We start from the raw sequence: 26,359 nt of genomic DNA on the forward strand, positions 1-26,359 counted from the left end.
GCCGCCCCTCGGCGCATCCTCAGTGCGTCCTCAGTGCGTCCTCAGCGCAAGAGCACCCCCGCCGCCTCCGCGGCCGTCTCCGAGGGGACGGTCACCAGTCCCGTCTCCGCCGGTGAGGCGAGCAGCCGGTGGGCGGGCAGGATACGGACCGTGTAGCCGTAGGGGCCCGTGCGGTCGAGGGAGAGCGGGCCCTCGTACGCCCAGCGGCCGTCCAGATCCGGGCCGCCGGCCGGTTTCAGGGCCACCGTCGTCGCGTCGGTGATGCGGTCGTCGGAGCCGACGCGGCCGGCCACCGCCTGGACCTCGACGTCCTCGGGGCCGAGCTCGTCGAGCGCCACCCGCACGCGCAGCACCAGCGTCGCGCCGAGCTCGGCCGTGGCCGTCGACGCCTCCACATGGTCGACGGCCACCCGTGGCCAGGACGCGCGGACCTTGGACTTCCACCGGGCGAGTTCGCGCGCCGCGTCGGGGCTGAGAGCGCGGCCGGAGCGGGCCGCGGGGGCGTACAGCTTCTCGACGTACTCGCGGACCATGCGCCCGGCGAGGACCTTCGGGCCCAGGTGGGTGAGGGTGCGGCGGACCATCTCGATCCAGCGGTCGGGCAGCCCTTCGGGGCCGCGCTCGTAGAAGCGGGGCGCGACCCTGCGCTCGACCAGGTCGTAGAGGGCCGCGGCCTCCAGGTCGTCGCGCCGCTGCTCGTCGGTCGCGGTGCCGTCCGCGGTGGGGATCGCCCAGCCGAAGTCGGGCGTGAACCACTCGTCCCACCAGCCGTCGAGGACGGAGAGGTTGAGGCAGCCGTTCAGGGCGGCCTTCATGCCGGACGTCCCGCAGGCCTCCAGCGGACGCAGCGGATTGTTGAGCCAGATGTCGCAGCCCGGGTAGAGCTTCTGCGCCATGGCCATGCCGTAGTCCGGCAGGAACACGATGCGGTGGCGCACCCGCGGGTCGTCGGTGAAGCGCACCAGCTCCTGCACGAGGCGCTTGCCGCCGTCGTCGGCCGGGTGCGCCTTGCCCGCGACGACGATCTGGACGGGCCGGTCCGGGTCGAGGAGGAGGCGCCTGAGGCGGTCCGGGTCTCGCAGCATCAGGGTGAGCCGCTTGTAGGAGGGGACGCGGCGGGCGAAGCCGATGGTGAGGACGTCGGGGTCGAGCACCCCGTCGATCCAGCCGAGTTCCGCCGCGCCCGCGCCGCGCTGGCGCCAGGACGCGGCGAGGCGCTCGCGGACCTCGTCCACGAGGCGGCCGCGCAGCTCGCGGCGCAGCCCCCAGATGTCCCGGTCGGCGATCTCGGCGACGGCGTCCCAGCGTTCGGAGCCGCCGACGGCCAGGGCGTCCAGGGTGCGCTGCTCGCCGAGGTGGCGGGCGCCGAGCCGCAGGACCTCGGGGGCCACCCAGGTCGGGGCGTGCACGCCGTTGGTGACGGAGGTGATGGGGACCTCCTCCGGGTCGAAGCCCGGCCACAGGCCCGAGAACATCTCGCGGCTGACCCTGCCGTGCAGGGTGGAGACGCCGTTGGCGCGCTGGGCGAGGCGCAGGCCCATCACGGCCATGTTGAACAGGCTGGGGTCGCCGCCCGCGTACGTCTCCGTGCCGAGGCCGAGGATGCGTGCGGCGTCGATGCCGGGGAGTTCGGCGCCGGGCCCGAAGTGGCGGGCGACGAGTTCCCGGTCGAAGCGGTCGATACCGGCCGGGACGGGGGTGTGCGTGGTGAAGACGGTCCCGGCGCGTACGGCTTCGATGGCGGCGTCGAAGTCCACGCCGCGTCCGGCGAGCTCGTGGATCCGCTCGACCCCGAGGAATCCGGCGTGTCCCTCGTTCGTGTGGAACACCTCGGGCTCGGGGTGGCCGGTGAGGCGGCAGTACGCGCGCACGGCCCGCACCCCGCCGATGCCGAGCAGCATTTCCTGGAGGAGCCGGTGCTCGCTGCCGCCGCCGTAGAGCCGGTCGGTGACGTCGCGTTCGCCGGGGCCGTTCTCCTCGACGTCCGAGTCGAGGAGAAGCAGGGGCACGCGGCCGACCTGCGCCTGCCAGACGCGGGCGAGCAGCCGGCCGCCGCCGGGCAGGGCGAGCGCGACACGGCAGTCGGTGCCGTCCGGTTCACGCAGCGGGGTGAGCGGCAGTTCGTGCGGGTCGAGGACGGGATAGTGCTCCTGCTGCCAGCCTTCCCTGGACAGGGACTGCCGGAAGTAGCCGTGCCGGTAGAGGAGTCCTACGCCGATCAGCGGCACCCCGAGGTCGCTGGCCGCCTTGAGGTGGTCGCCGGCGAGGATGCCGAGGCCGCCGGAGTACTGCGGCAGGGCGGCGGTGATGCCGAACTCGGGCGAGAAGTATCCGACGGCGGCGGGCAGGCCACCGCTCTGCTTCTGGTACCAGCGGTCGCCCTCCACATAGGACCTGAGGTCGTCCGCCGCCTCGCCGAGCAGGCGCAGGAACCCCTCGTCGGCGGCAAGTTCGGCGAGCCGCGCGTGCGGCACGGCGCCGAGGAGCCGCACCGGGTCCCCGTCGGACGCGGCCCAGCGCCCGGGGTCCACGGCCCGGAAGAGGTCGCGCGTCCCGGTGTGCCAGGACCAGCGCAGGTTACGGGCCAGCTCGTGGAGGGGGGCGAGGGGCTCGGGCAGGACGGGACGAACGGTGAATCGACGGATGGCCTTCACGTTCTCACCTCTGTAGGGGGACGCGGCGGGCATACGCGCACACGTGCGAGGAGGACGCGCTCCGTCGCGCGGCCCCCGGCTGTCACCTCCGACGGTACGGCCACCGGGCTCCGGCTACCACGGCGCACGGAGTCGCGAAGGCCCCCGTGTCACGCGGTTCCCAGCGGTACGCGGGGGTCGGCGGCGACCGGAGCGGGGTCACGGGGCGTAGCCGGAGACGACCTTGCCCTCGTCGGTGTCGGCGAACAACGCGCCCCCCAGATAAAGGGGTTGGCCCAGGTGTACGGCCGCTGCCCCGGTCCCCGGCCCGGTGCGCGGGGTGTCCTTCCTGCGGAGCGTGTTGACGTCGCCCGAGGTGTTCCGCCCTTCGAGGGCGTACGCGCCGAAGGACAGCACCCGTTTGCCCGCGAGGGCGAGGCCGGCGGTCTCCTGGGGCGCGCCGTAGTGCCACAGGCGCCGGCCGGTGCGCCAGTCGTACGCCGTGAGGAAGTGGTCGACGGGGTCCGACGCGTCCTCGTTGCCGGCCGGCACGACGAGCACGCCGTCCGCGCCGACGACGGGTCCGGGCAGCGTGGGCCGCACGTCGGCCGCGACGGTGCGCCGGGTGGCGAGGGTGCGGCCGTCGAGTTCCCGCACGCCCGGGTGTTCGAGGTCCCAGCACAGGACGGACGACGCGTGGCGCAGGAGGGCGAAGCAGGTCGCGGCGGGCGCGGAGGCGGCGCGGGAGCCGTCCTTCGTGGAGAGGGCGAGCACTCCGCCGCCCTCGGCGGCCAGGTAGACGCGGCCGTCGCCGGTCAGGAGCGGGCCCTGCGGCTTGGGCAACGGGGCGGTCCGCCACAGCTCGTGGCCGTCCCGGGCGCGCCGGGCCCGCACGACCGTACTGCGGGACATGCGGGTGCCGGGGGTCATGGTGAACTCGGCGGTGTAGACGACGCCCTTCGCGTACGTCAGGGCGAGCAGACCGGTGTACCGGGGCAGGCGGTGGCGCCAGCGGACGGTGCCGGTCGCGGCGTCGACGCCGGTGACTCCGAGCTCGCTGGGCACGAACACGCGGGTGCCGTCGCTCTCGGGCGGCAGCTCCTGGATGCCCTGGAGGTCGTCGGGTCCGGCCGTGAACCCGCGGGACGTCCAGCCGCCCCGGCCGCTCGCGGCGTCGAAGGCAGCCGCCGCGCCCTTGCCGTCGCGGCAGATCAGCCGGGGCAGGACCAGCACGCAGCCGCGGCCGCGGTCGTCCAGGGCGGCGGGGCGGTCCACGGACCAGGGCTTCCATCCGTCGGGGCGGGCGGAGGCGCGGGTGCCGGCCGTGCCGAACTCTCCTGAGCGGTCGGCGGATCCGTAGGCGGTGACGACGCGGGGGCCGCCGGGGGTCCTGGAGCCTTCGTGTCCGGGTGACGTGCCACCGCCCGCGCCCGTGCCGCCCCCGCCCGGCAGGACGACCGCCGCGGCGGCCACCGCGGCTCCGGCGACCGCCGCCGCGACCAGCCACGGCCAGCGGCGGGGCGTCCCGCGGCCGGGCGGGGCGGGGGGTGCCTCAGGCATCAACGGTGTGGCGGGCGGCGTGGGTCCGGTCCCCGTCGCCGTGTCGGCAGCCGCGAACGACCGTGCGGCCACGTCCTGTTCGCAGCGGGCCACGGCCTCCCGGTGCTCGGCGAAGAGCGAGAGCACCTCGGTGGGCCAGGGCACCGGGGCGTCGGCGGGACCCGGGTCGAGCCGCCGCGCGAGCTCCGCCGCGCCGGGCCGCTCCCCCGGCGCCACCCGCAGGCACGCGGCGACCGTCTCGCGCAGCGCCTCCGGGACCGCCGACAGGTCCGCGTCCCCCTGGGTGATGCGGAAGATGACCGACGCGAGTTCGGGGTCGTCGAAGGGGCCCCGGCCCGTGGCGGCGTGACAGAGGACGGCGCCGAGCGCGAAGACGTCCGAGGCGGGCACGACGGCGTGGCTGCCCTCGATCTGCTCGGGCGCCATGAACCCGGGGGTGCCGACGACCATCCCCGCGGCCGTGAGCGCCGTGGCCTCGAAGGCCTGCGCGATGCCGAAGTCGATGAGCTTGGGGCCCTCGGGCGTGAGCAGGACGTTGCCGGGTTTGAGGTCCCGGTGCAGGACGTGCGCCGCGTGCACGGCGGCGAGGGCGCGGGCGAGCCGGGCGCCGAGGGCGCGCACCGCGGGGACGGGCAGCGGACCGCAGCGGGCGACTGTCTCGGCGAGCGCGGGCCCGGCCACGTACTCCGTGGCCAGCCAGGGCACTTGGGCGTCGGCGTCCCCGTCGAGGAGCGCGGCCGTGCCGGGACCGGAGACGGCACGCGCGGCGGCGATCTCGCGGCGGAACCTGATCCGGAACTCACGGTCGACGTCGAGGTCCGCCCTGACCGTCTTGACGGCGACGAGCGGTGCCCCCGGCCGGTGCTCCCGCGCCAGGTACACCTCGCCCATGCCGCCCGCGCCGATGAGGGCGAGCAGCCGGTAGGGGCCGATGTGCCGCGGGGGCCCGGGCAGCGGGTCGAGCAACGGAACCTCCAAGGACCGGGGCGGTGCGGGACGCGTGACTACGCCGGGATCTCCAGGGACACGACGGTCCCCTGGTCGTAGACGAGCGTCACGATCCCGCCGAGCAGCAGGAGCGTCGGGGGCCGCGGCGAGTCGGCGATGACCGTGCCGGGGTCGGTGTGCTCCTTGACCTGCGGGTTTCCGGGTGCCCCTGGGACGACGGCGGCGCGGGCCTTGCCCTTCGCCCCCAGCGGCACGGACCGAAGCGTGGTGTTGTCGGCGGTCAGGGCGCGGTCGCCGGTGATCAGCGGTCCCGACGAGACCGGCCGCTTGATCACGTCGGTGACGGTCGTGAGGGGTTCCCTGCGGGTGACGCGGCCGTGGCGCGCGTCGGCGACCAGGAGCTTCTCGTTCGTCGTGTCGTAGGCGACCGCGGCGCGGGGTCCGACCGCACTCACGACGACGTCGGACCCGGGAAAGCCGTCCGCCTGCACCTTCGGCGCCTTGAAGCCGAACGTGCCCTCGACCGCGAGCGTACGGGAGTTGAGGCGGGTGACCCGGGTCTGGGGCGTGGTGTTGGGGTCGTCGAAGGAGCCGTCGCCGGACAGGACCTGGGTGCACAGCACCTGCCCGTCCTGCGCCATCAGAGTGCGGCACTGCCCCTTGTCGTACGGGGTGCCGACCCGGGTGCCGGTCCGCTCGTCGAGTGCGACGACGCCCTCTTTCGCGTCGGCGTAGACGAGGCCGCCGTGGGCCAGGTCGGCTGTGTAGGCGCCCAGTTCGGCACCGGCGAGCTCGCCCGTGCTGAGCGTGTGGGTCCAGCCGGGTGCGCCGTCCTTCAGGCGGAACGCCCTCAGCTTCGCGCCCGCCGGGCCGTCCACGCCGTCCGCCGAGCCCTCCTGGGACGTGACGAGGCGGCCCTCGTCGGTGAGCAGGGCCGCGGTGAAGTGCGTGCCGCCGTCCGGCGCGGCCGACCAGCGCACGCCGCCCGAGCGGGAGTCCCGCACCTGGAGGCGGCCCTTGTGGGCGATGACCGTGGTGCCGCCGCGGACCGTCGGGGCCAGCGAGTCGCCGGGCATGAACAGCTTGCCCGAGGGGCTGATGTAGGCCTCGTCGCCGACGTCGCCGTCCGCGGGCGAGCGCCCGTCCGACGTCCACAGCCGCCGGCCGCTGCTCGCGTCGAGCGCCTCGTACGTCCCGTCGGTGAGCAGGCAGACGACGGCCCGGGTGTCGGCGGCGCAGCTCATGGGCGCGTGCCCGAGCCTGCCCCGCCACGGCTTCCAGCCCTTGGGCCGCTGCTCCCGGAACTGCGGTACGTAGCCGCTCCGGTCGTCCGTCCCGGCCCCGTCCACCCCGGCCCGTGCGACGAGTGCGGCGGGCGAGAGCGTGGTGGAGGGCGTGGGTCCGGCACCCTGACCGCCCGGGCCGCCGGCCTCGTCGTCCGTAGCGGGGCCGCGCAGCGCGAGCAGTGCGCCGACGGCTCCGCCCGCGACGGCCACCGCGAGGACCGTGGCGAGGACGGTACGGCGGCTCAGTGCCCGGCGCGCAGGTGTGGCTGCCGGGGTGGCGGGCGGGGCCGCGCCCATGGTGGGCAGGTCGTGCGGCGTGAGGGCGGGCGGGGTCGAGCGCTGCGTCGGGGTGCGGGTGGGGGTGCGCGTGGGGGTGCGGCCGCCTGGCGCGCTGTCCTGCGGGAGCGGTACCAGGGGCTGTCCGGCGGCGCACAGGTGCGCCACGTCCCGCCGCGTCTCGGCGATCGACTCCACCACGGGGTCCGGCCATCCGGCGTCGGGCCCGCCGGCACCGGTCAGGGCGGCGAACCGCTCGGCGAGTGCCTCCGGCCCGGGCCGCGCCCCGGGGTCCTGAACGAGACACTCGGCCAGGGCGTCCCTCAACTCCTGTGGAATCCCTCCGAGTTCGGCCTCCGCGCGTGAGACCCGGTAGAGGACCGCCGCCACCGGGCCGTCACCGAACGGGTCGCGCCCGGTCGCCGCGTAGGCAAGGACCGAGGCCAGGCAGAACACGTCGGAGGCGGCCACCACATGCCGCCCGCCCGCGACATGCTCCGGCGACATGAAGCCGGGCGTACCGACCAGCAGTCCGGTCGAGGTCATCGTGGTGGCGCCGGGGGTGCGCGCCACGCCGAAGTCGATCAGCTTGGGCCCGTCGGCGCCGAGCAGGACGTTCGCCGGCTTCAGGTCCCGGTGCAGGGCGCCCGCGGCGTGCACCGCGGACAGGGCCCGGGCCATCCCGGCGCCGAGCGCGAGGACGGCGGGCGCGGGCAGCGGCCCGTGCCGGCGCACCGCCTCGGCGAGGGTCGGGCCGGGGACGTACTCCGTGGCGAGCCAGGGCTGCTCCGCGTCGGCGTCACCGGCGACGAGCCGCGCCACGAAGGGGCTCGCCACCGACGCGGCGACGGCGATCTCACGCCGGAACCGGGCGCGGAACGCCGGGTCCCCGGCGACCTCGCGGCGGATCGCCTTCACGGCGACCAGGGACTCCGGGACGCACGGCCCGTCGGTGGCGAGGAACACCTCGCCCATGCCGCCCGCCCCGAGCCTGGCCAGCGTCTCGTACGGACCTATGCGCGCGGGCGACCCCTCCCGCAGCCGGCCGATCATCCGTCCCGTCCCCCCGTGCCGTTGTCCGGATCCCGCGCCTCAACTGTGCGCGTGCGCACCTTCCGTGACGCTCCGGCAGATTACTGGGTGCGCCGCAGGCCACGAGGGGCGAGGCCCGCGTACCGGCCGGAGGAAGTCCGGTTTTCGCCGCAACCTTCACCGCGATCGCCACAAGTCCCCCACAGGCGATATGGCCGATTCCGCCCCCTCATGCGGTCTTGTAGGGCCTGACACCGCACGAGAGGCTGCCAAGCGGTGTGCGCGGATTCGCGGCCGTCAGGACCGGCGGCCGTGCAACTCCGGTCCTCGCGCGCCGAGTCGAGGAGGGGAACTCACGACATGACACTGACGCGCAAGAGGCGTCTGCGCTGGGCGGGCGCGCTCACCGCCGCGACCACGGCGGCGGTGCTCTCGGCCGTCACACTGCCCGCGCACGCCGCGCCCCCGCCGGGGCGCATACTCGGCGCCGGTGAGCCCGGCGCCGTCGCAGGCAGTTACATCGTGACGCTCAAGGGGGGAACGAAGGCACCGTCCGGCACGGGCAAGGGCCTCGCCGAGAAGTACGGGGCGAAAATACGCCACACCTACAGCACGGCGCTGAACGGGTACGCGGTGCGCGCGGGCGAGGCACAGGCCAGAAGGCTCGCGGCCGACCCGTCGGTCGCCGCGGTCGTCCAGGACTCACGGGTCTCGCTCGACCACACCCGGAAGAACCCGCCGTCCTGGGGGCTGGACCGCATCGACCAGGGCGATCTGCCGCTCGACAGCTCCTACACCTGGCCCGAGTCGGCCGGCTCGGGCGTGACGGCGTACGTCATCGACACCGGCATCCGGATCTCGCACCGGGACTTCGGCGGCCGGGCGCGCTACGGCTGGGACTTCGTCGACGGCGACGCCACCGCGCAGGACGGCAACGGCCACGGCACCCATGTGGCCGGAACCGTCGCCGGGTCGGGCTACGGCGTCGCGAAGAAGGCGGACGTGGTCGCGGTGCGCGTGCTCGACGACGCGGGCTCCGGGACGACCGCCCAGGTCATCGCGGGCATCGACTGGGTGACGAAGCACGCGCGCAAACCGGCCGTCGCCAATCTGAGCCTCGGCGGCTACGCCAACGCCCAACTGGACGCGGCGGTGCGGGGCTCCATCGCCTCCGGGGTCACGTACACGGTCGCGGCCGGCAACGACGGACTCCCGGCGAGCCTCTACTCACCGGCCCGCGTGAAGGAGGCCATCACGGTCGGCGCGACCGACCGCACGGACCGGCGCGCCGACTTCTCGAACTGGGGCACCCGGCTCGACCTGTTCGCCCCCGGCGTCGACATCACCTCGGCGTCCAACGCGAGCGACACGGGGAAGGCGACCTTCTCCGGTACGTCGATGGCGTCGCCGCACGCGGCGGGCGCCGCCGCGCTGTACCTGTCCGACCACACCTCGGCCACGCCGGCCGAGGTGAGCCGGGCGCTGACGAGGGGCGCGGCGACAGGCCGGATCGCGGACACGCTGCCCGGCTCGCCGAACAAGCTGCTCCAGGTCAACAACCCGTAACCGAAGGGTGAGTTCATGGTCCGGTCCCGTCGTTCGCGGCGGGGCCGGACTTGTCTGTGTGCTTACGCGCGAGTAGTTAACAAAGCACCGGATTGCCCGCCCTGCGACCGTGGAAGGCTCCCCCGGTACACACTGCGCGACCCTCTTCTCCACCCCCGTTTCCGCAAGCCGAACCCCCGCGGTCAGGAGCGGTCATGCCCGCACAGAGTCCCTCGCCGAAGCCGCACACGGACCCGGCGAAGCCGTCGGCCAGAAGCGCGAAATCGCAGAAACCACCGGGCCGGCGGCGCCCACCGGCCACCACCGCCGCCACCCCCCTCGGGCGGATACCCGTCCTGGACGTCCAGCCCCTCGTGGACCACGGCCGCAGGCCCGCCAAGGCGGCGGCGGGCGAGTCCTTCCAGGTCAGCGCGACGGTCTTCCGCGAGGGCCACGACGCGGTCGCCGCGAACGTGGTGCTCCGCTCGCCGCGCGGCCGCACGGGCCCCTGGACCCCGATGCGCGAGCTGGCCCCCGGCACCGACCGCTGGGGCGCGCAGGTCACGCCCACGTCGGAGGGCCGCTGGACCTACACCGTCGAGGCGTGGGGCGACCCCGTCACCACCTGGCGACGCCACGCGCAGATCAAGGTCCCGGCAGGCATCGACACCGAACTCGTCCTGGAAGAAGGCGCGTTGCTGCACGAGCGCGCCGCCGAGGGCGTGCCGCAGCGCAAGGGGCAGCGCGAGACCGTGCTGCGCGCCGCCGCCGCGCTCCGGGACACCGCGCGCCCCGCGGCGGCCCGCCTGGCCGCCGCGCTCACCCCGAAGGTCGACGAGGTCCTCGCCCGCCACCCGTTGCGCGAGCTGGTCACCAGCTCCGACCCGCTGCCGCTCCTCGTGGAGCGCGAGCGCGCGCTGTACGGAGCGTGGTACGAGTTCTTCCCGCGCTCGGAGGGCGCGATCGTGCGCGAGGGGGAACCGCCGGTCTCCGGCACGTTCCACACCGCGGCGAAGCGCCTCCCGGCCATCGCCGCGATGGGCTTCGACGTCCTCTACCTGCCGCCGGTCCACCCCATCGGCACCACGTACCGCAAGGGTCCCGACAACTCGCTCTCGCCGGGGCCGCACGACGTGGGTGTCCCCTGGGCGATCGGCTCCCCGGAGGGCGGTCACGACGCGGTCCACCCGGATCTCGGCACGCTCGACGACTTCGACGTGTTCGTGAGCCGGGCCGCGGACCTGGGCCTGGAGATCGCCCTCGACTTCGCGCTCCAGTGCTCGCCCGACCACCCATGGGTGGAGAAGCACCCCGAGTGGTTCCACCACCGGCCGGACGGCACCATCGCGTACGCGGAGAACCCGCCGAAGAAGTACCAGGACATCTACCCGATCGCCTTCGACAAGGACATGCCCGGCCTGGTCGCGGAGACGACCCGGGTGCTGCGCTTCTGGATGGACCACGGCGTGCGCATCTTCCGCGTCGACAACCCGCACACCAAGCCCGTCGTCTTCTGGGAACAGGTCATCAGGAGGATCAACCGCACCGACCCCGACGTGATCTTCCTGGCCGAGGCGTTCACGCGCCCCGCGATGATGCGCACCCTCGCGCAGGCCGGCTTCCAGCAGTCGTACACCTACTTCACCTGGCGCAACTCGAAGCAGGAACTCACCGAGTACGTCACGGAGTTGGCGAAGGACACGGCCGCGTACATGCGCCCCAACTTCTTCGTGAACACCCCGGACATCCTGCACGCCTACCTTCAGAACGGCGGGCGCCCCGCGTTCGAGGTGCGCGCGGTCCTGGCCGCCACGCTCGCGCCCACCTGGGGCGTCTACAGCGGCTACGAACTGTGCGAAAACGCCCCGCTACGCCCCGGTAGCGAGGAGTATCTCCATTCGGAGAAGTACGAACTGCGGCCGCGCGACTGGGAGTCGGCCGAGCACGAGGGGCGTTCGATCGCGCCCCTCATCACCCGGCTCAACGACATCAGGCGCCGCAGCCCCGCCCTGCGCCGGCTGCGTGACGTGCACTTCCACCACACCGACCAGGACACGGTGATCGCGTACTCCAAGTCGGTCGCAGGCGCGCACGGCTCGAACACGGTTCTGGTGGTCGCCAACCTCGACCCCCACCACACCCAGGAGGCGACGGTGTCGTTGGACATGCCGCAACTGGGACTCGGCTGGCACGAGTCCGCGCCGGTGCGCGACGAGCTCACCGGTGAGACCTACCACTGGGGCAGGACCAACTACGTGCGCCTCGAGCCGGGCCGCGCGCCCGCGCACATCTTCACCGTCCTGCGACCGTCCTCACCGTTGATCGGAGGGTCACCCACACCATGACCGTCAATGAACCCGTCCCGGACACCTTCGAGGACACACCCGCAAAGGACCGGGATCCCGACTGGTTCAAACGTGCCGTCTTCTACGAGGTCCTCGTCCGCTCCTTCCAGGACAGCAACGGCGACGGAGTCGGCGACCTCAAGGGCATCACCGCGAAACTGGACTATCTCCAGTGGCTCGGCGTGGACTGCCTCTGGCTGCCGCCGTTCTTCAAGTCCCCGCTGCGGGACGGCGGTTACGACGTCTCGGACTACACGGCGGTCCTGCCGGAGTTCGGTGACCTGGCCGACTTCGTGGAGTTCGTCGACGCCGCACACCAGCGCGGGATGCGCGTGATCATCGACTTCGTCATGAACCACACGAGCGATCAGCACGAGTGGTTCCAGGAGTCCCGCAAGGACCCCACCGGCCCCTACGGCGACTACTACGTCTGGGCCGACGACGACAAGCAGTACGAGGACGCGCGGATCATCTTCGTCGACACCGAGGCGTCGAACTGGACCTTCGACCCGGTGCGCAAGCAGTACTACTGGCACCGCTTCTTCTCCCACCAGCCGGATCTCAACTACGAGAACCCGCGCGTCCAGGAGGAGATCATCGCGGCCCTGCGCTTCTGGCTGGACCTGGGCATCGACGGCTTCCGGCTCGACGCGGTGCCCTATCTCTACGCGGAGGAGGGGACCAACTGCGAGAACCTGCCGGCCACGCACGAGCTCCTCAAGCGGGTCCGCAAGGAGATCGACGCGCACTACCCGGACACGGTGCTGCTGGCCGAGGCCAACCAGTGGCCTGAAGACGTGGTCGACTACTTCGGCGACTACCCCTCCGGCGGCGACGAATGCCACATGGCGTTCCACTTCCCCGTCATGCCCCGCATCTTCATGGCGGTACGCAGGGAGTCGCGCCACCCGGTCTCGGAAATCCTCGCCAAGACCCCTGCCATTCCGTCGAGTTGCCAGTGGGGCATCTTCCTGCGCAACCACGACGAGCTCACGCTCGAAATGGTCACCGACGAAGAACGCGACTACATGTACGCGGAGTACGCCAAGGACCCGCGGATGCGCGCCAACATCGGCATCCGCCGCCGCCTCGCACCCCTCCTGGACAACGACCGCAACCAGATCGAGCTGTTCACGGCGCTGCTCCTGTCGCTCCCAGGTTCGCCGATCCTCTACTACGGCGACGAGATCGGCATGGGCGACAACATCTGGCTCGGTGACCGCGACGCGGTGCGCACGCCGATGCAGTGGACACCCGATCGCAACGCGGGCTTCTCCTCCTGCGACCCGGGCCGGCTCTCCCTGCCCACGATCATGGACCCGGTCTACGGCTACCAGGTGACCAACGTCGAGGCGTCCATGACCTCGCCGTCGTCTCTGCTGCACTGGACCCGGCGCATGATCGAGATCCGCAAGCAGAACGAGGCGTTCGGCCTCGGCTCGTACACCGAACTCCCTTCGTCCAACCCGGCGGTGATCGCGTTCCTGCGCGAGTACAAAGACGACCTCGTGCTGTGCGTGCACAACTTCTCGCGCTTCGCCCAGCCCACGGAACTCGACCTCCAGGCCTTCAGCGGCCGCCACCCGGTCGAGCTGATCGGCGGGGTGCGCTTTCCGGCCATCGGTGAACTGCCCTATCTCCTCACCCTCGCAGGTCACGGCTTCTACTGGTTCCGGCTGCGCAAGGACGCCTGACCGCCGCCCGGGGAGGGCCGGTTTCCGCCGCCCCTCCCTGGGCACCCATCACCACACACCCCGACACGTCCCGCACGTACTGCCTCTGCCGCATTTCCGGGACGCCGCCCCGCACCCAGTCGCGGCCCGCCCCGGGGAAAGGACGTGACGCCATGCCGGATGCCGTCACCCGAACCGGCCCGACCGCGCGACCCGAGCTGCTCGCCTCGCTCGATCCGCTCCTGCGCGCGTGGCTGCCCCGGCAACGCTGGTTCGCGGGCAGAACAGCACCCGCCCTCACCCTGCTCGCCGCGACGGACCTGCTGCCGGCCACGGCACGGCAGCCGGGCCTGATCCACGCCCTCCTGCGCATCGAGCCCACCCAGGACACGTACCAACTCCTGCTGGGCGTAAGGGAGTCACTGCCCCCGTACCTGGCGCCGGCCCTCATCGGCCACGTCACGCAGGGACCCCTCACTGGGCACACGGTCTACGAGGCCCTGCTCGACCCCCGCCTGACGGACCTCCTCCTGGAACGGCTGCGCCACCCGGGCCGGCTGGGCGGACTCCGTTTCGCGCACGACGGCGAGACCCCGATCCCGCCGGACCTCGCCCCCCGCCCCCTCGACGCGGAGCAGTCCAACTCGTCGATCATTTACGGAGATACGTTCATCCTCAAGGTGTTCCGCCGCGTCACGCCGGGCCTCAACCCGGATCTGGAACTCCAGCGCGCGCTGGCCGACGAGGGCTGCGAACGCGCGCTCGCCCCGGTGGCGTGGTTCGAGACGACGGACGGCGACCCGCTCTCGCTCGGCCTGCTCCAGCCCTACCTCACGGGCGCGACGGACGGCTGGGACCTCGCGCTGGCCGAACTGTCCAAGGGGCAGGACTTCCGCCACGAGGCCCGCGAACTCGGCCGCGCGACAGCCGAGATCCACCTCGCCCTGGCGCACGCCCTGCCGACGGTCACCCTGGGCCGCGCCCACACCGTGCAGCTGGCGCAGTCGATGAAGGACCGTCTCGACAAGGCGGTCCAGGCCGTACCGGCGCTCCATCCCTACGCACCCGCGCTGCACACCGCCTTCGACGCCCTCGCGGCCGACACGACCCCCCGCACCGCCCAGCGCGTCCACGGGGACCTGCACCTGGGCCAGTGCCTGCGCTCGCCCGCCGGCGCCTGGTCGGTCATCGACTTCGAGGGCGAGCCCTCCCGCCCCCTGCCCGAACGCCGGCTGCCGCACCCGCCCGCCCGGGACGTGGCCGGCATGCTGCGCTCCTTCGACTACGCGGCCCGCACGAACCGGCCGTGGGCGCCGGACTGGGCGCGCCGGTGCCGGGACGCGTACTGCGCGGGCTACGCGCAGGCCGCCGGCGACGACCCGCGCACGGACCCGGTCCTGCTGCGCGCCTACGAGACGGACAAGGCGGTCTACGAAGCCGTCTACGAGGCCCATCACCGCCCGGACTGGCTGTCGATCCCCCTCTCGGCGGTCGAGCGCCTCGCCGCGGAGGCCTCCGGCCTGCCGCGCCCCCGCCCCGGAGACGAGGCACCGCAGCACCCCATGTCGACCCCGAGCCAGGAGGCCACCCCGTGACGCACGACCCCTCCCGCTCCACACCTCCGACACCCGTCACCGCCGCCCCGGCCCCCACCCCCGCCGCCGACCGCGACCGTCTCCTCGCCGGCACCCACCACGACCCGCACTCCACCCTGGGCGCGCACCCCACGCCCACCGGCACGGCGTTCCGGGCGCTGCGCCCGTACGCCCGCACGGTCACCGTCGTGGCGGACGGCCTCAGGGTCCTGCTGCACGACGACGGCGACGGGTTCTTCTCGGGCTTCGTCGACCTGCCCGCACCCCCGGACGAGTACCGCCTCCTGGTCACCTACGAGGGCGCCGACCACGAGACGCCGGACCCGTACGGGCTGCTGCCCGCGCTCTCCGGGTTCGACCTGCACCTGATCGGCGAGGGCCGTCACGAGCAGCTGTGGCAGGCGCTCGGCGCGCACCCCATGACGCATCAGGGCATCACCGGCACCCGCTTCACCGTCTGGGCGCCCAACGCCCAAGGGGTGTGCGTCGTGGGCGACTTCAACTACTGGAACGGGACGGGCTACCCGATGCGCTCGCTGGGCTCCACGGGGATCTGGGAGCTCTTCGTCCCGTCGCTCGGCGAGGGTGAGCTGTACAAGTTCGAGATCACCCGCCCGGACGGCTCGAAGACGATGCGCGCGGACCCGCTGGCCCGCCGCACGGAGGTCCCGCCCGCCAACTCCTCCGTCATCGACGCGTCGCACCACACCTGGCACGACGACGAGTGGATGGGCCGCCGCGGCACGCCGCCGGCGCACGAGGCCCCGCTCTCGGTCTACGAGATCCACCTCGCGTCCTGGCGCCCGGGTCTCACCTACCGCCAGCTGGCCGACCAACTGCCCCGCTACGTAGCCGACTTGGGGTTCACGCACGTGGAGCTGATGCCGGTGGCCGAGCACCCCTTCGGCGGGTCGTGGGGCTACCAGGTCACCGGCTTCTACGCCCCGACGGCCCGCATGGGCACACCCGACGACTTCCGGCATCTGGTCGACGCGCTGCACCAGGCCGGCATCGGCGTCCTCATGGACTGGGTGCCGGCCCACTTCCCGCGCGACGACTGGGCGCTCGCCGAGTTCGACGGCCGCACCCTGTACGAGCACGAGGACCCGCTGCGCGCCGCCCACCCCGACTGGGGCACCCTCGAGTTCGACTACGGCCGCAAGGAGGTCCGTAACTTCCTGGTGGCCAACGCCGTGTACTGGTGCGAGGAGTTCCACATCGACGGCCTGCGGGTCGACGCCGTGGCCTCCATGCTCTACCTCGACTACTCGCGCGAACACGGCCAGTGGTCGCCGAACGAGTACGGCGGCCGGGAGAACCTCGACGCGGTCGAGTTCCTCCAGGAGATGAACGCGACGCTGTACCGCAGGATCCCCGGCGTCGTGACGATCGCCGAGGAGTCGACGGCGTGGGACGGCGTGACCCGGGCGACCCACCACATCGGGCCGGGCGGCTTCGGGGGTCTCGGCTTCGGCCTGAAGTGGAACATGGGCTGGATGCACGACTCGCTCGGCTATGTGTCCCACGACCCGGTCCACCGCAGCTACCACCACGACGAGATGACCTTCTCGATGGTGTACGCGTACAGCGAGAACTACGTCCTGCCGATCTCGCACGACGAAGTGGTGCACGGCAAGAAGGCCCTGGTGTCCAAGATGCCCGGCGACTGGTGGCAGCAGCGGGCCACCCACCGCGCCTACCTGGGCTTCATGTGGTCCCACCCGGGCAAGCAACTCCTGTTCATGGGGCAGGAGTTCGCGCAGGGAGCCGAGTGGTCGGAGGCGCACGGCCCGGACTGGTGGCTGCTCGACCCGTCGTACCCGGCGGAGCCCGACCACCGCGGTGTCCGCGACCTCACCCGCGACCTGAACGCCGTCTACCGCAGCGAACCGGCGCTCTGGCAGCGGGACATGGACCCGGCGGGCTTCGAGTGGATCGTCGGTGACGCGGCGCAGGACAACGTGTTCGCGTTCCTGCGCCGCGCCGCCGACGGCAGCCCGCTCATGTCGGTGTCCAACTTCTCGCCGGTGGTCCGCCACGAGTACCGGCTCGGCGCCCCCGACGACGTACCGGCCTGGCACGAGGTCCTCAACACCGACGCGGCCCGCTACGGCGGCGGCGACGTCGGCAACCCGGACCCCGTCAAGCCGGACGCCCAGGGTGCCCACGGGCGTCCGGCAAGCGTCCGGCTCACGCTGCCGCCGCTCGCGACGGTGTGGCTCAGGCCCGCGTGATCGGGACAGGCCGTAGCACGCCGCGCAGGGACTCGGGCAGCTCCCCGCCATGCACGACGCCCAGCGTCTGGGTGGCCCGGGTCAGCGCGACGTAGAGGTCACTGACGCCGTACTCGCCGGGCTCCACGACCAGTACGCGGTCGAACTCGAGACCCTTGGCCTGGCGGGGGTCGAGCAGCACCAGGTGCTTGGTGAGGTCGGGCTCGCCGCCCGCCACGACGTCCGGCAGCACGGCGGCGAGCGCCGCGTGCAGCCGGCGGGGGGCGATCACCGCGAGCCGCCCCTCCTCGGGCGTCGCGGCGACGGCCTCCTCGGCCACGGCCTTTACGACGTCGTCGGCCGCGCGCGCCCAGGGGCGCACGCCCGTCGAGCGGACCGAGGACGGCGGCTCGAAGCCGGGGTGCTCGGCGCGCAGCACGGCCGCCGCCACGTCCATGATCTCGGACGGCGTGCGGTAGTTGACGCCGAGCCGGGTGTGCTCCCAGCGGTCCTCGACGTACGGCGCGAGGATCTTCTCCCACGATCCGACGCCGGCCTCCTCGGCGGTCTGCGCGGGGTCGCCGACCAGCGTCATGGACCGCGTCGGCGAACGCCGCATCAGCAGCCGCCACGCCATGGGCGACAGCTCCTGCGCCTCGTCGACGATGATGTGCCCGAACGCCCAGGTCCGGTCGGCCGCCGCGCGCTCGGCGGCGCTGCGGTGGTCCTCCTCCTCGTACCAGTCGGCGACCCGCTCGGCGTCGACGATGTCGTGCGCGGCGAGTACCTCGGAGTCCTCCTCGTCCTCGAACTCGTACGTCTCGGAGCCACGCGAGAGTTCGAGGACGCCCTGCGCGTAGGCGATCCGCTCCTGCCGCGCCGCCTCGGCCAGGGCGCGCTCGGCGCTGTCGTCGACGCCGATCAGCTCGGCGGCCTCGTCGAGGAGCGGAACGTCGGCGGGGGTCCAGTCCGCCGGTCCGGTCACGTCCCGCCGGATCGCCTTCGCGTCCTCGCCGGCCAGGCGCACGGGCTCGGCCAGGAAGTCCGCGACGAGGTCCTGCGGGGTGAGCCGGGGCCACAACTCCTCGATGGCGGCGTGCACTTCGGTGCTGGCGGCGACGCCCTTGCCGAGCTGGGCGAGGTCGTCGGGGCCGAGGAAGTTGGGCCCGCCGTACGGGTCGGCGCCGATGCGCTCCGCGAGCTGGGCGGTGAGCGCGTCGATGATCCGGAAGGCGAAGTGGGGGCGGGCGAGGTTGTGCGGCAGGAGCGTGTCGCGGGCGGCCTGCCGGGCCTCGTAGGCGATCTCCCAGTCGAGGATGAGGTCACCGTCGTCGTGCGGGACGACCATCGGGGCGCCGGGCTCGGGGAGCTGCTGCCGGTCGCGCACGGCGAGCGCGAGGGCGTCGACCATGGCCTCGGCGCCCTTGACGGCGGCGGCGTGCGGGGTGTCCTCGGCGGTGGCGTGCACGCCGGGGAACAGCTCACCGAGCGACGCGAGCAGCACACCGGTCTCGCCGAGCGCGGGCAGGACCTCGCCGATGTAGCCGAGGAAGGCGGGGTTCGGGCCGACGATGAGCACGGCCCGCTTGGCGAGGAGCTCGCGCTGCTCGTACAGGAGGAACGCCGCCCGGTGCAGCGCCACCGCGGTCTTTCCCGTGCCGGGGCCGCCCTCCACCACGAGCACACCGCGGTGTGAGTGGCGGATGATCCGGTCCTGCTCGGCCTGGATGGTCTGCACGATGTCGCCCATGCGGCCGGTGCGGGCCGAGTTCAGGGCGGCGAGCAGCACCGCGTCGCCGGTCGGGTCCTCGAAGCCGGTGCGCTCCTCGTCACCCAGGTCGAGGATCTCGTCGTGCAGCTCGGTGACGGTGCGGCCCTCGGTGGTGAGGTGGCGGCGCCGCCTGATGTCCATGGGCGTGTGCCCGGTGGCGAGATAGAAGGGGCGGGCGACCGGCGCGCGCCAGTCGACCAGAATCGGGGTGTGCTCGCTGTCGTCCTCGCGAATTCCGATGCGCCCGATGTGATGCGCGGTGCCGCCCGCCTTTTCGGTGAGATCGATCCGGCCGAAGCACAGCGAACCGTCGACCGCGTTCAGCGCGGCGAGCAGGCCGGAACGTTCGACGACGAGGAGATCCCTTTCGAGTCGCGCCTGCTGGCCGGTGCCGACCGGTGTCAGGGCGTCCGTGACCGACTCCGCGGCATCGCCGCGCAGCACATCGACGCGCGCGTAAAGCCGGTCGATGAATTCCTGCTCTTTCTGCAATTCAGCGATTTCACGCGCTTCACGGGTTGACAAAGCGGCTCCCTGCCAGGTACGGTGTGTTTATTCGGCCCCTCGTGAGGGGCCTTTTCTGTGGGCACACAGAAACACTAAATATACCCCCTGGCAGGGTCCCATTGCACCCCGGGGATTTCACCGCCGCTATTCGGCCCGGTCACCGGCCTCCGTCACACCGACGCGATCAGACGACCTCCGCCAATTCCTCCAGCAGTCGCCTCTTCGGGCGTGCCCCGACCCGCGACCACACCGGCTCGCCGTCCTTGAAGACCATCAGCGTCGGCATCGACAGCACCCCGTAACGCACCGCGGTCTCCGGGTTGCGGTCCACGTCGATCACCACGACGTCGAGCCGCTCCCGCTCCTCGTCCGCGATGGAGCGGAGCACCGGCGCGAGCTGCCGGCACGGCCCGCACCACTCTGCGGTGAACTCCACCAGGACCGGCCGCCCCGCCTTGATGACCTCGCTCTCGAAGTCCGCGTCCGTGACGTCCCTCAGATCCGTACTCACTTCACCCTCCCAGTTCGCAACGCGGCGACGGGTCCTCGCCCGCCAGCGCGCCCATGGCCTCTTCGGCGCGCTCCAGCTGCGCGCCGACCTTCTCCCGCACGGCGGTCAACTCGCCGATCAGCGCATCGAGTTCGCCGAGCTTGCGGCGGTACACCGCGAGCGAGGCGGGGCACGAGTCGCCCTCCGGATGCCCGGCCCGCAGGCACTCCACGAAGGGCCGGGTCTCCTCCAGCTCGAACCCGAAGTCCTGCAGCGTCCTGATCTGCCGCAGGGCCCGCAGGTCCGCCTCGTCGTACGTGCGGTAGCCGTTGCCTCCGCGCCGCGCGGGCAGCAGCCCACGCGACTCGTAGTACCTCAGCGTCCGCGTGGACGTCCCGGCCCGCTCCGCCAGCTCTCCGATGCGCATGTCTACGACCGTAAACGTTGACGCCGACGGAAAGGCCAGCCCTGGTTCGTCAGTCTGCCTTCGGCTGGGTACGCCGGGCGTAGGCGCGGGCGGCGCGGGCACGGTCGCCGCAGCGGGTGGAGCACCAGTGGCGGCGTCCGTGGCGCAGCAGGTAGCGGTTGCAGGGGGTGGAACCGCAGCCGGTGAGGCGGTCGGCGTCGGGGCCGGTGAGGAGGTCGGCCGCGTCGGCCGCGAGGGTCGCGAGAGCGCGGCCGAGGATCTCGTCGGTGGGACAGGGCACCGCGCGGTAGGGGCCGTTCTTCGCGTCCCAGTACAGCAGGGCGGCCGTGGGGGCTTTGCTCAGCGCGTCATTGACGGCGGACAGCGCCATGGGCAGGGCGGGCAGTCCGGCGACACGGGCGGCGCACAACGCCCTGAGGTGTTCGCGCAGGGAGCGCAGCTGCGCCGCGCACATCTCCTGCACCCCGGCGTCGGCCGCCGCGAGGCCGTGTTCGGTGAGCCATCGATTCGCGTGCCCGGGCGTGCCCAGGAGATCGATGAAGTGCCCTCCGGGCAGCGCGACGGCGCTGTTGACGAAGTCGAGGGCGAGGTGGTCCTCCGCCCCCGGCGCGGGCGGCGGCATGGATTCGGCGGTCGGGGTCTCGCTCATGACTGTCATGGTACGGCTTGCCTTCATCCGTGAGACAAGACTATCGTCCCTCACGGATTACACGCCTTCTATCCGTGAGGTTTCGATGGCTGACGCCAGTACGACCAGGACCACGACCACTGAGCAGATCCCCATCCGCGTCCTGGGCGGCCCGACCGCCCTTTTCGAATACGGCGGCCTGCGCTTCCTGACCGACCCGACCTTCGACGCGCCCCGCGACTACCCCGTGCCCGGCGGCCGGCTGACCAAGACGGCGCCCTCCTCGGCCGCACCGGCCGGACTCGGCCGCATCGACGTGGTCCTGCTCTCCCACGACGAGCACCCCGACAACCTCGACGACTCCGGCCGGGCCCTGCTCGCCGACGTCCCGCTGACCCTGACCACGCCCGGGGGCGGACGGCGTCTGGGGGTGGGGGCCAAGGGGCTGGCCGACTGGGAGTCGATCGACCTGGACCGCGCCGACGGCGGCACCATCACCGTCACGGGCGTGCCCGCCATCCACGGGCCCGGCGCACGCGAGGAGGTCGAACCGATCAGCGGCCAGGTCGTCGGATTCGTCCTGACCGGGCAGGGCCTGCCCACGGTCTACGTCAGCGGCGACAACGCCTCGCTCGACCTGGTCAAGAAGATCGCCGAACGGTTCGGCCCGGTGGACACCGCCATCCTGTTCGCCGGCGCTCCCCGCATTCCCGTCCTCTACGACGGCTCGCTGCTCGTCCTCGACAGCGCGCAGGCCGCCGACGCCGCCCGGATCCTCGGCGCCCGCCGGGTGGTCCCCGTCCACTACGACAGCTGGGCGCACTTCACCGAGGGCCGCGCCGAACTGGTCGCCGCCTTCACCGACGCCGGGCTGCTGGACCGCCTGGACCTGGGCCACCGGGGCTGACATCCGCCAGAAATAGTAGCCATGGACATAGTAGCCATGTACTGTATCTGCCATGAGCAAGGCTTCACCGGGCCCCACGCCCGGATTCCTGGTATGGCGGCTCGCCAACAAGTGGCGCGTCGCGGTCGATCGTGCGGTGGCTCCGCTGGGTCTCACCCACGCGCAGTACTCACTGGTCGCGTCGCTGCACGGCATGCAGCGCGCCGGTGAGCGGCCCAGTCAGCGCCAACTCGCCGACCACACCGGCCTGGAGGCGCTGTACGTCTCGAAGCTGGCGCGTGCCCTGGAGTCGGCCGGCCTGATCGAGCGCACCCGCGATCCCCGCGACCCGCGCGCCGTACAGCTCGCCCTCACCGAGCAGGGCCAGGCCGTCACGCGGCGGGCCATCACGGTGGTCCAGGAACTGCTTCAGCAGTTGCTGGAGCCGCTGGGCGGCCTCGACGCCCCTCGGACGCGCGCGTTCACCGACGAGCTGACAACCCTGCTCGACGCACCTTTCGCTCCATCCGTATCGCACGACGAGAGCACTCAGGGGGCAACACCATGACCACCACTGCATCCAGCACCACCGCACCCGTCGCCAACGCCCGCACCCTCGGCCTGGCCCACTACGCCGCCCGCGGCGTCCTGGAGCACGTCCTGGCCCGGCACGGCGCCACGTTCCAGCAGCAGGTCACCCTGCGCGCCGCCGTCACCGCCGACGCCCCGCAGACGCCGGACGATCTCGTCACCCAGGTCCAGGGCTCCCTCAAGGCCGATCCGGCCGACATCCGCGCCACCCTCGACGAGCTGCTGGCCAAGCAGCTGCTCGTCGCGGACGGCGCGCACCTTCGCCCCACGGATGCGGGGCGCGAGCTGCTCGCCGCCATCGGCGCGGAGACCGCCCCCCTCACCGCCCGCGTCTGGGGCGGGATACCCGCCGAGGACCTGGCCGCCGCCGGCCGCGTCCTCGCCCTGGTCACCGAGCGCGCCAACGCGGAGCTTGCCGCGCTGACCGCCTGACCACACCGAGTTCCGCCCGCCGCCCATGAGGAACCAGCCGCGCCCGGACCGTCTTGCCGAGGTTCGGGCGCAGGAACCAGTCCAGTTCCAGGGCCAGTTGGCGTACGACCATCAGGCCGCGGCCGTGCTCGCCCTCCGGGCGGGGATCCGTCACCGGGAAGACGGGTGACGGATCCGACACGTCGACCAGCAACCCACCGTCCTCCGTCGCGGCCAGCCGCACCCACACCTGATGCCCCGGCACCCGGGCGTGTGTCACGGCGTTCGCCGTCAGTTCGGACACGACGAGCACGGCGTCCTCGATGTCACCCGGCCACTGCCAGAAAGTGAGCCGCCGTCGCGTGTGCATACGAGCGAGGGGGACGCTCCGCGGGGTCATGGGGTAGCCGGTGGAGCGGTCGAGGGTGGGGAGGGCGGTGGACATGGGCGGGTCCCTTCGGAAGGGGGGTTGAGTGCGCCCAATTACCGTGGCCACAGGGCATATTGGCCCGCAATCGAACCTTCCTCGAAATTTCAGCGGAACTCAAAGTGGACTATGCCGAGATGTGCACAACGGGCTGCGGACGCCACACTCGGGGTGCCAGACTCGGCACACCGCATCAAGCGGCATGCGCGAGAGCACACAGGCGGTGCACATGGCAGCCAAGCGTGGACGAACAGGCCAGCGCCTCGAACTAGGGCTTCAGCTACGGCAGTTGCGGGAGCGCTGCGGCCTCGGCGACCGCGGCGGGGGGTTCACCCGCAAGCAGGCGATCCAGGGAACCAAGCTCTCCGAGGCAGCGCTGCTGCGCATCGAGACGGGTGCGCTCAACTTCCGCAACGTAGGGGACCTCCGCAAGCTCCTCGACCGGTACGGCGTCACGGACGAGAGCGTCATCGAATCCCTGATCAACCTCAACCGGGAATCGGCCACGCAGGACTGGCTCACGCAGTACCGGGGCCTGATGCCCTCCGGGATGCCCGGATTCGTCGGCCTGGAGTCCGAGGCTCGCCGGATGCGGGTGTACCACCCGACAGTGGTGCACGGACTGCTCCAGACGGAGAGATACGCCCGGGGCATCTTCGATGTGCAGAAGCCGGTCGAGGAAACCACGTCGGAGTTCATCCGCAACGGCGTGGAACTGCGCATGGCCCGGCAGGAGGTCCTGACGCGGGACACCCCCGTCCGGCTTCACGCGATCCTCGGCGAAGCTGCGCTGCGTTACGTCGTGGGAGACGCCGACGTCATGCGCGAACAGTTCGGGCAGCTCACGAAGTGGGCGGCGCATGACCACATCACGATCCAGGTGCTGCCGTTCGGACGGGGCTACCGCTCGACCAACGACTTCGCGATCCTCTACCTCGGAGACCGGCTGCCGCCTCGGGTGCAGACCGACACGGCCTGGGGCGCCGTCTCCACCTCCGACAAGCCCCGCGAAGTCGACCGGTTCGCCCGCCGGTTCGACGCCATGGTCGCTTCGGCACTTCCGCCGGAGGAGACACCGGAATTTCTGCGACGACTGGAACGAGAGCTCTGACCCATGAACACTCACCCCCGATTCACCGCCCTCGACATCGCGCCGGACTCCGCCTGGCGCAAGTCGTCGTACAGCGACGGCACGGGCAACAGCTGCGTAGAAGTCGCAGAGACCCCCACCGGAATAGGTCTCCGCGACTCAAAGAACCCGACGGGTCCCGCCCTCCTCCTCACCCCTGCCACCTGGACCCGCTTCATCACTCACGTGCGCGCCTTCGGGTAACTACCCCTTATTGGCGACCAGTTCGGCGGAGCCGACGACGCCATCCGGCTCCGGCTCCGCCGCCCCCCGCGCACGGCGCGGCAGCAGTACCGCCACCAGCACCGTCCCGACGCCCAGGATCACCGCGCCGACCAGGCTCGTATGCGCCACCGCGTCCGAGAAGGCGGAGCCCACCGCGTCGGCCATCTGCTTCGCCCCGCCCGCGAGTTGCTCGGCCTGCGCCTTCAGCTGGGCCGCCTGCTCCGGGGTGGTCGCGCCCGCCGCCTTCTCGGCGGCCCTGTGGGCCTGCGCCCCGATGCCCTGCGCCACCGCGTAGCCCGCGCCCACCGAGTCCTGCGCCGTCGACAGCGCGTCGCCCGGCAGCTTCGTGCCCGCCGTGTTGTCCGCCAGGTGCGACGAGTACGAACCCGCGAGGACCGAGCCCAGGATCGCGATGCCGAGCGAGCCGCCCAGCTCCAGCGACGTGTCGTTGACCGCGCCGCCCACGCCCAGCTCGGACTCCGGGAACGAGCCCATGATCGCGTCGGTGCAGGGCGACAGGGCCAGGCCGATCGCGAGGCCGAGGATGATCAGGGGCAGCACGAAGTCCCCGTACGAGGACGTGGCGTCGACGCGCGTGAGGAGGGCGAGGGCCGCGGTGCCGCCGACCATGCCGGCCGTCACCGTGATCTTCATGCCGATGCGCGGGGTGAGGTACCCCGTGAGCGCCGAGCCCACGAAGACCGCTCCGGCGAGCGGCAGCATGCGGACGCCGGTGGCCAGCGCGTCGTAGCCGAGGACGAACTGGAGGTGCTGGGTCAGGTAGTAGAAGGCGCCGAAGACCGCGAGGAAGAAGAGGGCGACCGCGAGGTTCGAGCCGGAGAAGCGGCGGTCCGTGAAGCGGCGGACGTCCAGGACCGGGCGCGGGTGGCGCAGCTCCCACAGGACGAAGGCCACCAGGGCCACGCCCGCGACGACCGCGGCGCCGATCGCCTTGGCGCCCCAGCCGAAGTGCGGCCCCTCGATGATCATGTAGACGAGGGCGCCGACCCAGACGACGGAGAGCAGGCCGCCGACGTAGTCGATGCGGTGCTGGTGCGCGGCCTTGGACGGCGGTACGAGGACGAGGGCGCCGACGAGGGCGACGGCGGCCACGGGCACGTTGATCAGGAACGTCGACGACCAGCCGTGGTCGCGCAGGAGCGCCCCGGCGACCAGCGGTCCGGCCGCGATGGCGAGGCCCGCGGTGGCGGTCCACAGCACGATGGCCTTGGCGCGCTCGGCACGCGGGAACGTGGCCGCGAGCAGCGACAGCGTGGCGGGCATGATCATGGCCGCGCCGACACCCATCACCGCGCGGGCCGCGATGACCCCGGTGGAGCTGTCGACGAGCGAGCCCGCGACGGCGCCGCCCCCGAAGACGACGAGGCCGAGGACGAGCGCCCCGCGCCGGCTGTACTTGTCGCCGATCGCGCCGAGCAGCAGCATCAGGGCCGCGTACGGGACGGTGTAGCCGTCGATGACCCACTGGAGGTCGGCGCTGGTCAGGCCGAGGTCCTTGGTCATGTCGGGCGCCGCGACGGTGAGCGCGGTGTTCGCCATCACGATGATCAGCAGGCTCAGGCAGAGCACGAGCAGGGCCCACCAGCGGCGGGCGTACGGCCGGTCCATCCCCTCGACCGGTTCCTTCATGACGAGGCGCATTCCCCTGCCACCCTCCGGGGCGCTCGGCCCCACAGTCCACGAGTCCACGTGTCCGCGCGTTCACGGACATTGCACAACACTGTGCAATTACACAACGCT

Annotated in this window: 19 protein-coding genes; 10 read left to right on the forward strand and 9 right to left on the reverse strand. The window is 72.4% G+C overall.

The genetic code is table 11. From position 1 onward, the window contains the following. Positions 1-41 precede the first annotated feature (41 nt). From glgP to OHA58_RS10615, 3 genes are all read right to left on the reverse strand, one after another. Positions 42-2,654: an alpha-glucan family phosphorylase gene (glgP, locus tag OHA58_RS10605; protein ID WP_405478489.1), complete on the reverse strand. Its 2,613-nt coding sequence runs from the start codon at positions 2,652-2,654 to the stop codon at positions 42-44. 198 nt (positions 2,655-2,852) lie between these two features. Continuing rightward, complete coding sequence (locus tag OHA58_RS10610; protein WP_405478490.1) at positions 2,853-5,159, reverse strand: protein kinase domain-containing protein; 2,307 nt, start codon at positions 5,157-5,159, stop codon at positions 2,853-2,855. Between the two features lie 38 nt (positions 5,160-5,197). Next, complete coding sequence (locus OHA58_RS10615) at positions 5,198-7,756, reverse strand: protein kinase domain-containing protein (protein ID WP_405478491.1); 2,559 nt, start codon at positions 7,754-7,756, stop codon at positions 5,198-5,200. Between the two features lie 339 nt (positions 7,757-8,095). On the opposite strand from OHA58_RS10615, the gene OHA58_RS10620 reads away from it, so the two are divergent. The 5 genes from OHA58_RS10620 (at position 8,096) to glgB (ending at position 17,127) form a co-directional block, all read left to right on the forward strand. After that, positions 8,096-9,301: a S8 family peptidase gene (locus OHA58_RS10620; protein ID WP_405478492.1), complete on the forward strand. Its 1,206-nt coding sequence runs from the start codon at positions 8,096-8,098 to the stop codon at positions 9,299-9,301. 194 nt (positions 9,302-9,495) lie between these two features. Continuing rightward, positions 9,496-11,625: an alpha-1,4-glucan--maltose-1-phosphate maltosyltransferase gene (locus tag OHA58_RS10625; protein ID WP_405478493.1), complete on the forward strand. Its 2,130-nt coding sequence runs from the start codon at positions 9,496-9,498 to the stop codon at positions 11,623-11,625. Further along, positions 11,622-13,319: a maltose alpha-D-glucosyltransferase gene (treS, locus tag OHA58_RS10630; protein ID WP_405478494.1), complete on the forward strand. Its 1,698-nt coding sequence runs from the start codon at positions 11,622-11,624 to the stop codon at positions 13,317-13,319. Before OHA58_RS10625 ends, treS begins: the two co-directional genes overlap by 4 nt. Positions 13,320-13,471: 152 nt before the next feature. After that, a complete protein-coding gene (locus OHA58_RS10635; protein WP_405478495.1) occupies positions 13,472-14,893 on the forward strand; it encodes a maltokinase N-terminal cap-like domain-containing protein in 1,422 nt (473 codons plus the stop codon). After that, positions 14,890-17,127, forward strand: a complete 2,238-nt coding sequence (gene glgB / locus OHA58_RS10640; protein ID WP_405478496.1) for a 1,4-alpha-glucan branching enzyme — start codon at positions 14,890-14,892, stop codon at positions 17,125-17,127. Before OHA58_RS10635 ends, glgB begins: the two co-directional genes overlap by 4 nt. Here the strand turns inward: glgB and OHA58_RS10645 are convergent. From OHA58_RS10645 to OHA58_RS10660, 4 genes are all read right to left on the reverse strand, one after another. Continuing rightward, positions 17,114-19,369 carry a HelD family protein gene (locus OHA58_RS10645; protein ID WP_405478497.1) on the reverse strand — a complete coding sequence of 752 codons (2,256 nt, stop codon included), beginning with the start codon at positions 19,367-19,369 and terminating at the stop codon, positions 17,114-17,116. The genes glgB and OHA58_RS10645 overlap by 14 nt on opposite strands. Positions 19,370-19,568: 199 nt before the next feature. Next, entirely contained in the window at positions 19,569-19,895 is a 327-nt protein-coding gene (trxA, locus tag OHA58_RS10650; RefSeq protein ID WP_405478498.1) for a thioredoxin, read from the reverse strand. A gap of 1 nt (position 19,896) precedes the next feature. Further along, positions 19,897-20,301: a MerR family transcriptional regulator gene (locus tag OHA58_RS10655; RefSeq protein ID WP_355688103.1), complete on the reverse strand. Its 405-nt coding sequence runs from the start codon at positions 20,299-20,301 to the stop codon at positions 19,897-19,899. A gap of 49 nt (positions 20,302-20,350) precedes the next feature. Then, positions 20,351-20,950: a CGNR zinc finger domain-containing protein gene (locus OHA58_RS10660; RefSeq protein WP_405478499.1), complete on the reverse strand. Its 600-nt coding sequence runs from the start codon at positions 20,948-20,950 to the stop codon at positions 20,351-20,353. 85 nt (positions 20,951-21,035) lie between these two features. Between OHA58_RS10660 and OHA58_RS10665 the strand changes: the two genes are divergently transcribed. Genes OHA58_RS10665 through OHA58_RS10675 form a run of 3 tightly spaced genes read left to right on the forward strand, consistent with a single transcriptional unit; the run spans position 21,036 to position 22,838 of the window. Beyond that, entirely contained in the window at positions 21,036-21,836 is an 801-nt protein-coding gene (locus OHA58_RS10665; RefSeq protein ID WP_405478500.1) for an MBL fold metallo-hydrolase, read from the forward strand. A gap of 52 nt (positions 21,837-21,888) precedes the next feature. Next, the gene (locus OHA58_RS10670; protein WP_405478501.1) at positions 21,889-22,383 is read left to right on the forward strand and encodes a MarR family winged helix-turn-helix transcriptional regulator; all 495 of its coding nucleotides are present in this window, start codon (positions 21,889-21,891) and stop codon (positions 22,381-22,383) included. Further along, a complete protein-coding gene (locus OHA58_RS10675) occupies positions 22,380-22,838 on the forward strand; it encodes a MarR family transcriptional regulator (RefSeq protein WP_405478502.1) in 459 nt (152 codons plus the stop codon). The genes OHA58_RS10670 and OHA58_RS10675 overlap by 4 nt, the downstream gene beginning before the upstream one ends. Here OHA58_RS10675 and OHA58_RS10680 read toward each other — a convergent pair. Further along, positions 22,795-23,262, reverse strand: coding sequence for an ATP-binding protein (locus OHA58_RS10680; protein WP_405478503.1), 468 nt, complete (start codon positions 23,260-23,262; stop codon positions 22,795-22,797). The genes OHA58_RS10675 and OHA58_RS10680 overlap by 44 nt on opposite strands. A gap of 211 nt (positions 23,263-23,473) precedes the next feature. Here OHA58_RS10680 and OHA58_RS10685 point away from each other — a divergent pair, with 211 nt between their 5' ends. Further along, positions 23,474-24,355 carry a helix-turn-helix domain-containing protein gene (locus OHA58_RS10685; protein ID WP_405478504.1) on the forward strand — a complete coding sequence of 294 codons (882 nt, stop codon included), beginning with the start codon at positions 23,474-23,476 and terminating at the stop codon, positions 24,353-24,355. Between the two features lie 3 nt (positions 24,356-24,358). After that, positions 24,359-24,577: a DUF397 domain-containing protein gene (locus OHA58_RS10690; protein WP_405478505.1), complete on the forward strand. Its 219-nt coding sequence runs from the start codon at positions 24,359-24,361 to the stop codon at positions 24,575-24,577. Here the strand turns inward: OHA58_RS10690 and OHA58_RS10695 are convergent, their stop codons facing one another. Then, the gene (locus tag OHA58_RS10695) at positions 24,578-26,260 is read right to left on the reverse strand and encodes an MFS transporter (RefSeq protein WP_405478506.1); all 1,683 of its coding nucleotides are present in this window, start codon (positions 26,258-26,260) and stop codon (positions 24,578-24,580) included. Positions 26,261-26,359 lie beyond the last annotated feature (99 nt).

It is taken from the genome of Streptomyces sp. NBC_00009, assembly GCF_045040855.1.
In the GTDB taxonomy this organism is placed as follows: domain Bacteria; phylum Actinomycetota; class Actinomycetes; order Streptomycetales; family Streptomycetaceae; genus Streptomyces; species Streptomyces aureus.

Excerpts from the sequence above, each read along its gene's own strand:
- OHA58_RS10635 (WP_405478495.1), top strand. The coding sequence starts at position 13,472 with ATGCCGGATGCCGTCACCCGAACCGGCCCGACCGCGCGACCCGAGCTG.
- OHA58_RS10670 (WP_405478501.1), top strand. The coding sequence starts at position 21,889 with ATGAGCAAGGCTTCACCGGGCCCCACGCCCGGATTCCTGGTATGGCGG.
- OHA58_RS10665 (WP_405478500.1), top strand. The coding sequence starts at position 21,036 with ATGGCTGACGCCAGTACGACCAGGACCACGACCACTGAGCAGATCCCC.
- OHA58_RS10685 (WP_405478504.1), top strand. The coding sequence starts at position 23,474 with ATGGCAGCCAAGCGTGGACGAACAGGCCAGCGCCTCGAACTAGGGCTT.
- OHA58_RS10620 (WP_405478492.1), top strand. The coding sequence starts at position 8,096 with ATGACACTGACGCGCAAGAGGCGTCTGCGCTGGGCGGGCGCGCTCACC.
- OHA58_RS10675 (WP_405478502.1), top strand. The coding sequence starts at position 22,380 with ATGACCACCACTGCATCCAGCACCACCGCACCCGTCGCCAACGCCCGC.
- OHA58_RS10615 (WP_405478491.1), bottom strand. The coding sequence starts at position 7,756 with ATGATCGGCCGGCTGCGGGAGGGGTCGCCCGCGCGCATAGGTCCGTAC.
- OHA58_RS10660 (WP_405478499.1), bottom strand. The coding sequence starts at position 20,950 with ATGAGCGAGACCCCGACCGCCGAATCCATGCCGCCGCCCGCGCCGGGG.
- treS (WP_405478494.1), top strand. The coding sequence starts at position 11,622 with ATGACCGTCAATGAACCCGTCCCGGACACCTTCGAGGACACACCCGCA.
- OHA58_RS10680 (WP_405478503.1), bottom strand. The coding sequence starts at position 23,262 with ATGTCCACCGCCCTCCCCACCCTCGACCGCTCCACCGGCTACCCCATG.
- OHA58_RS10690 (WP_405478505.1), top strand. The coding sequence starts at position 24,359 with ATGAACACTCACCCCCGATTCACCGCCCTCGACATCGCGCCGGACTCC.
- OHA58_RS10655 (WP_355688103.1), bottom strand. The coding sequence starts at position 20,301 with ATGCGCATCGGAGAGCTGGCGGAGCGGGCCGGGACGTCCACGCGGACG.
- OHA58_RS10695 (WP_405478506.1), bottom strand. The coding sequence starts at position 26,260 with ATGCGCCTCGTCATGAAGGAACCGGTCGAGGGGATGGACCGGCCGTAC.
- OHA58_RS10625 (WP_405478493.1), top strand. The coding sequence starts at position 9,496 with ATGCCCGCACAGAGTCCCTCGCCGAAGCCGCACACGGACCCGGCGAAG.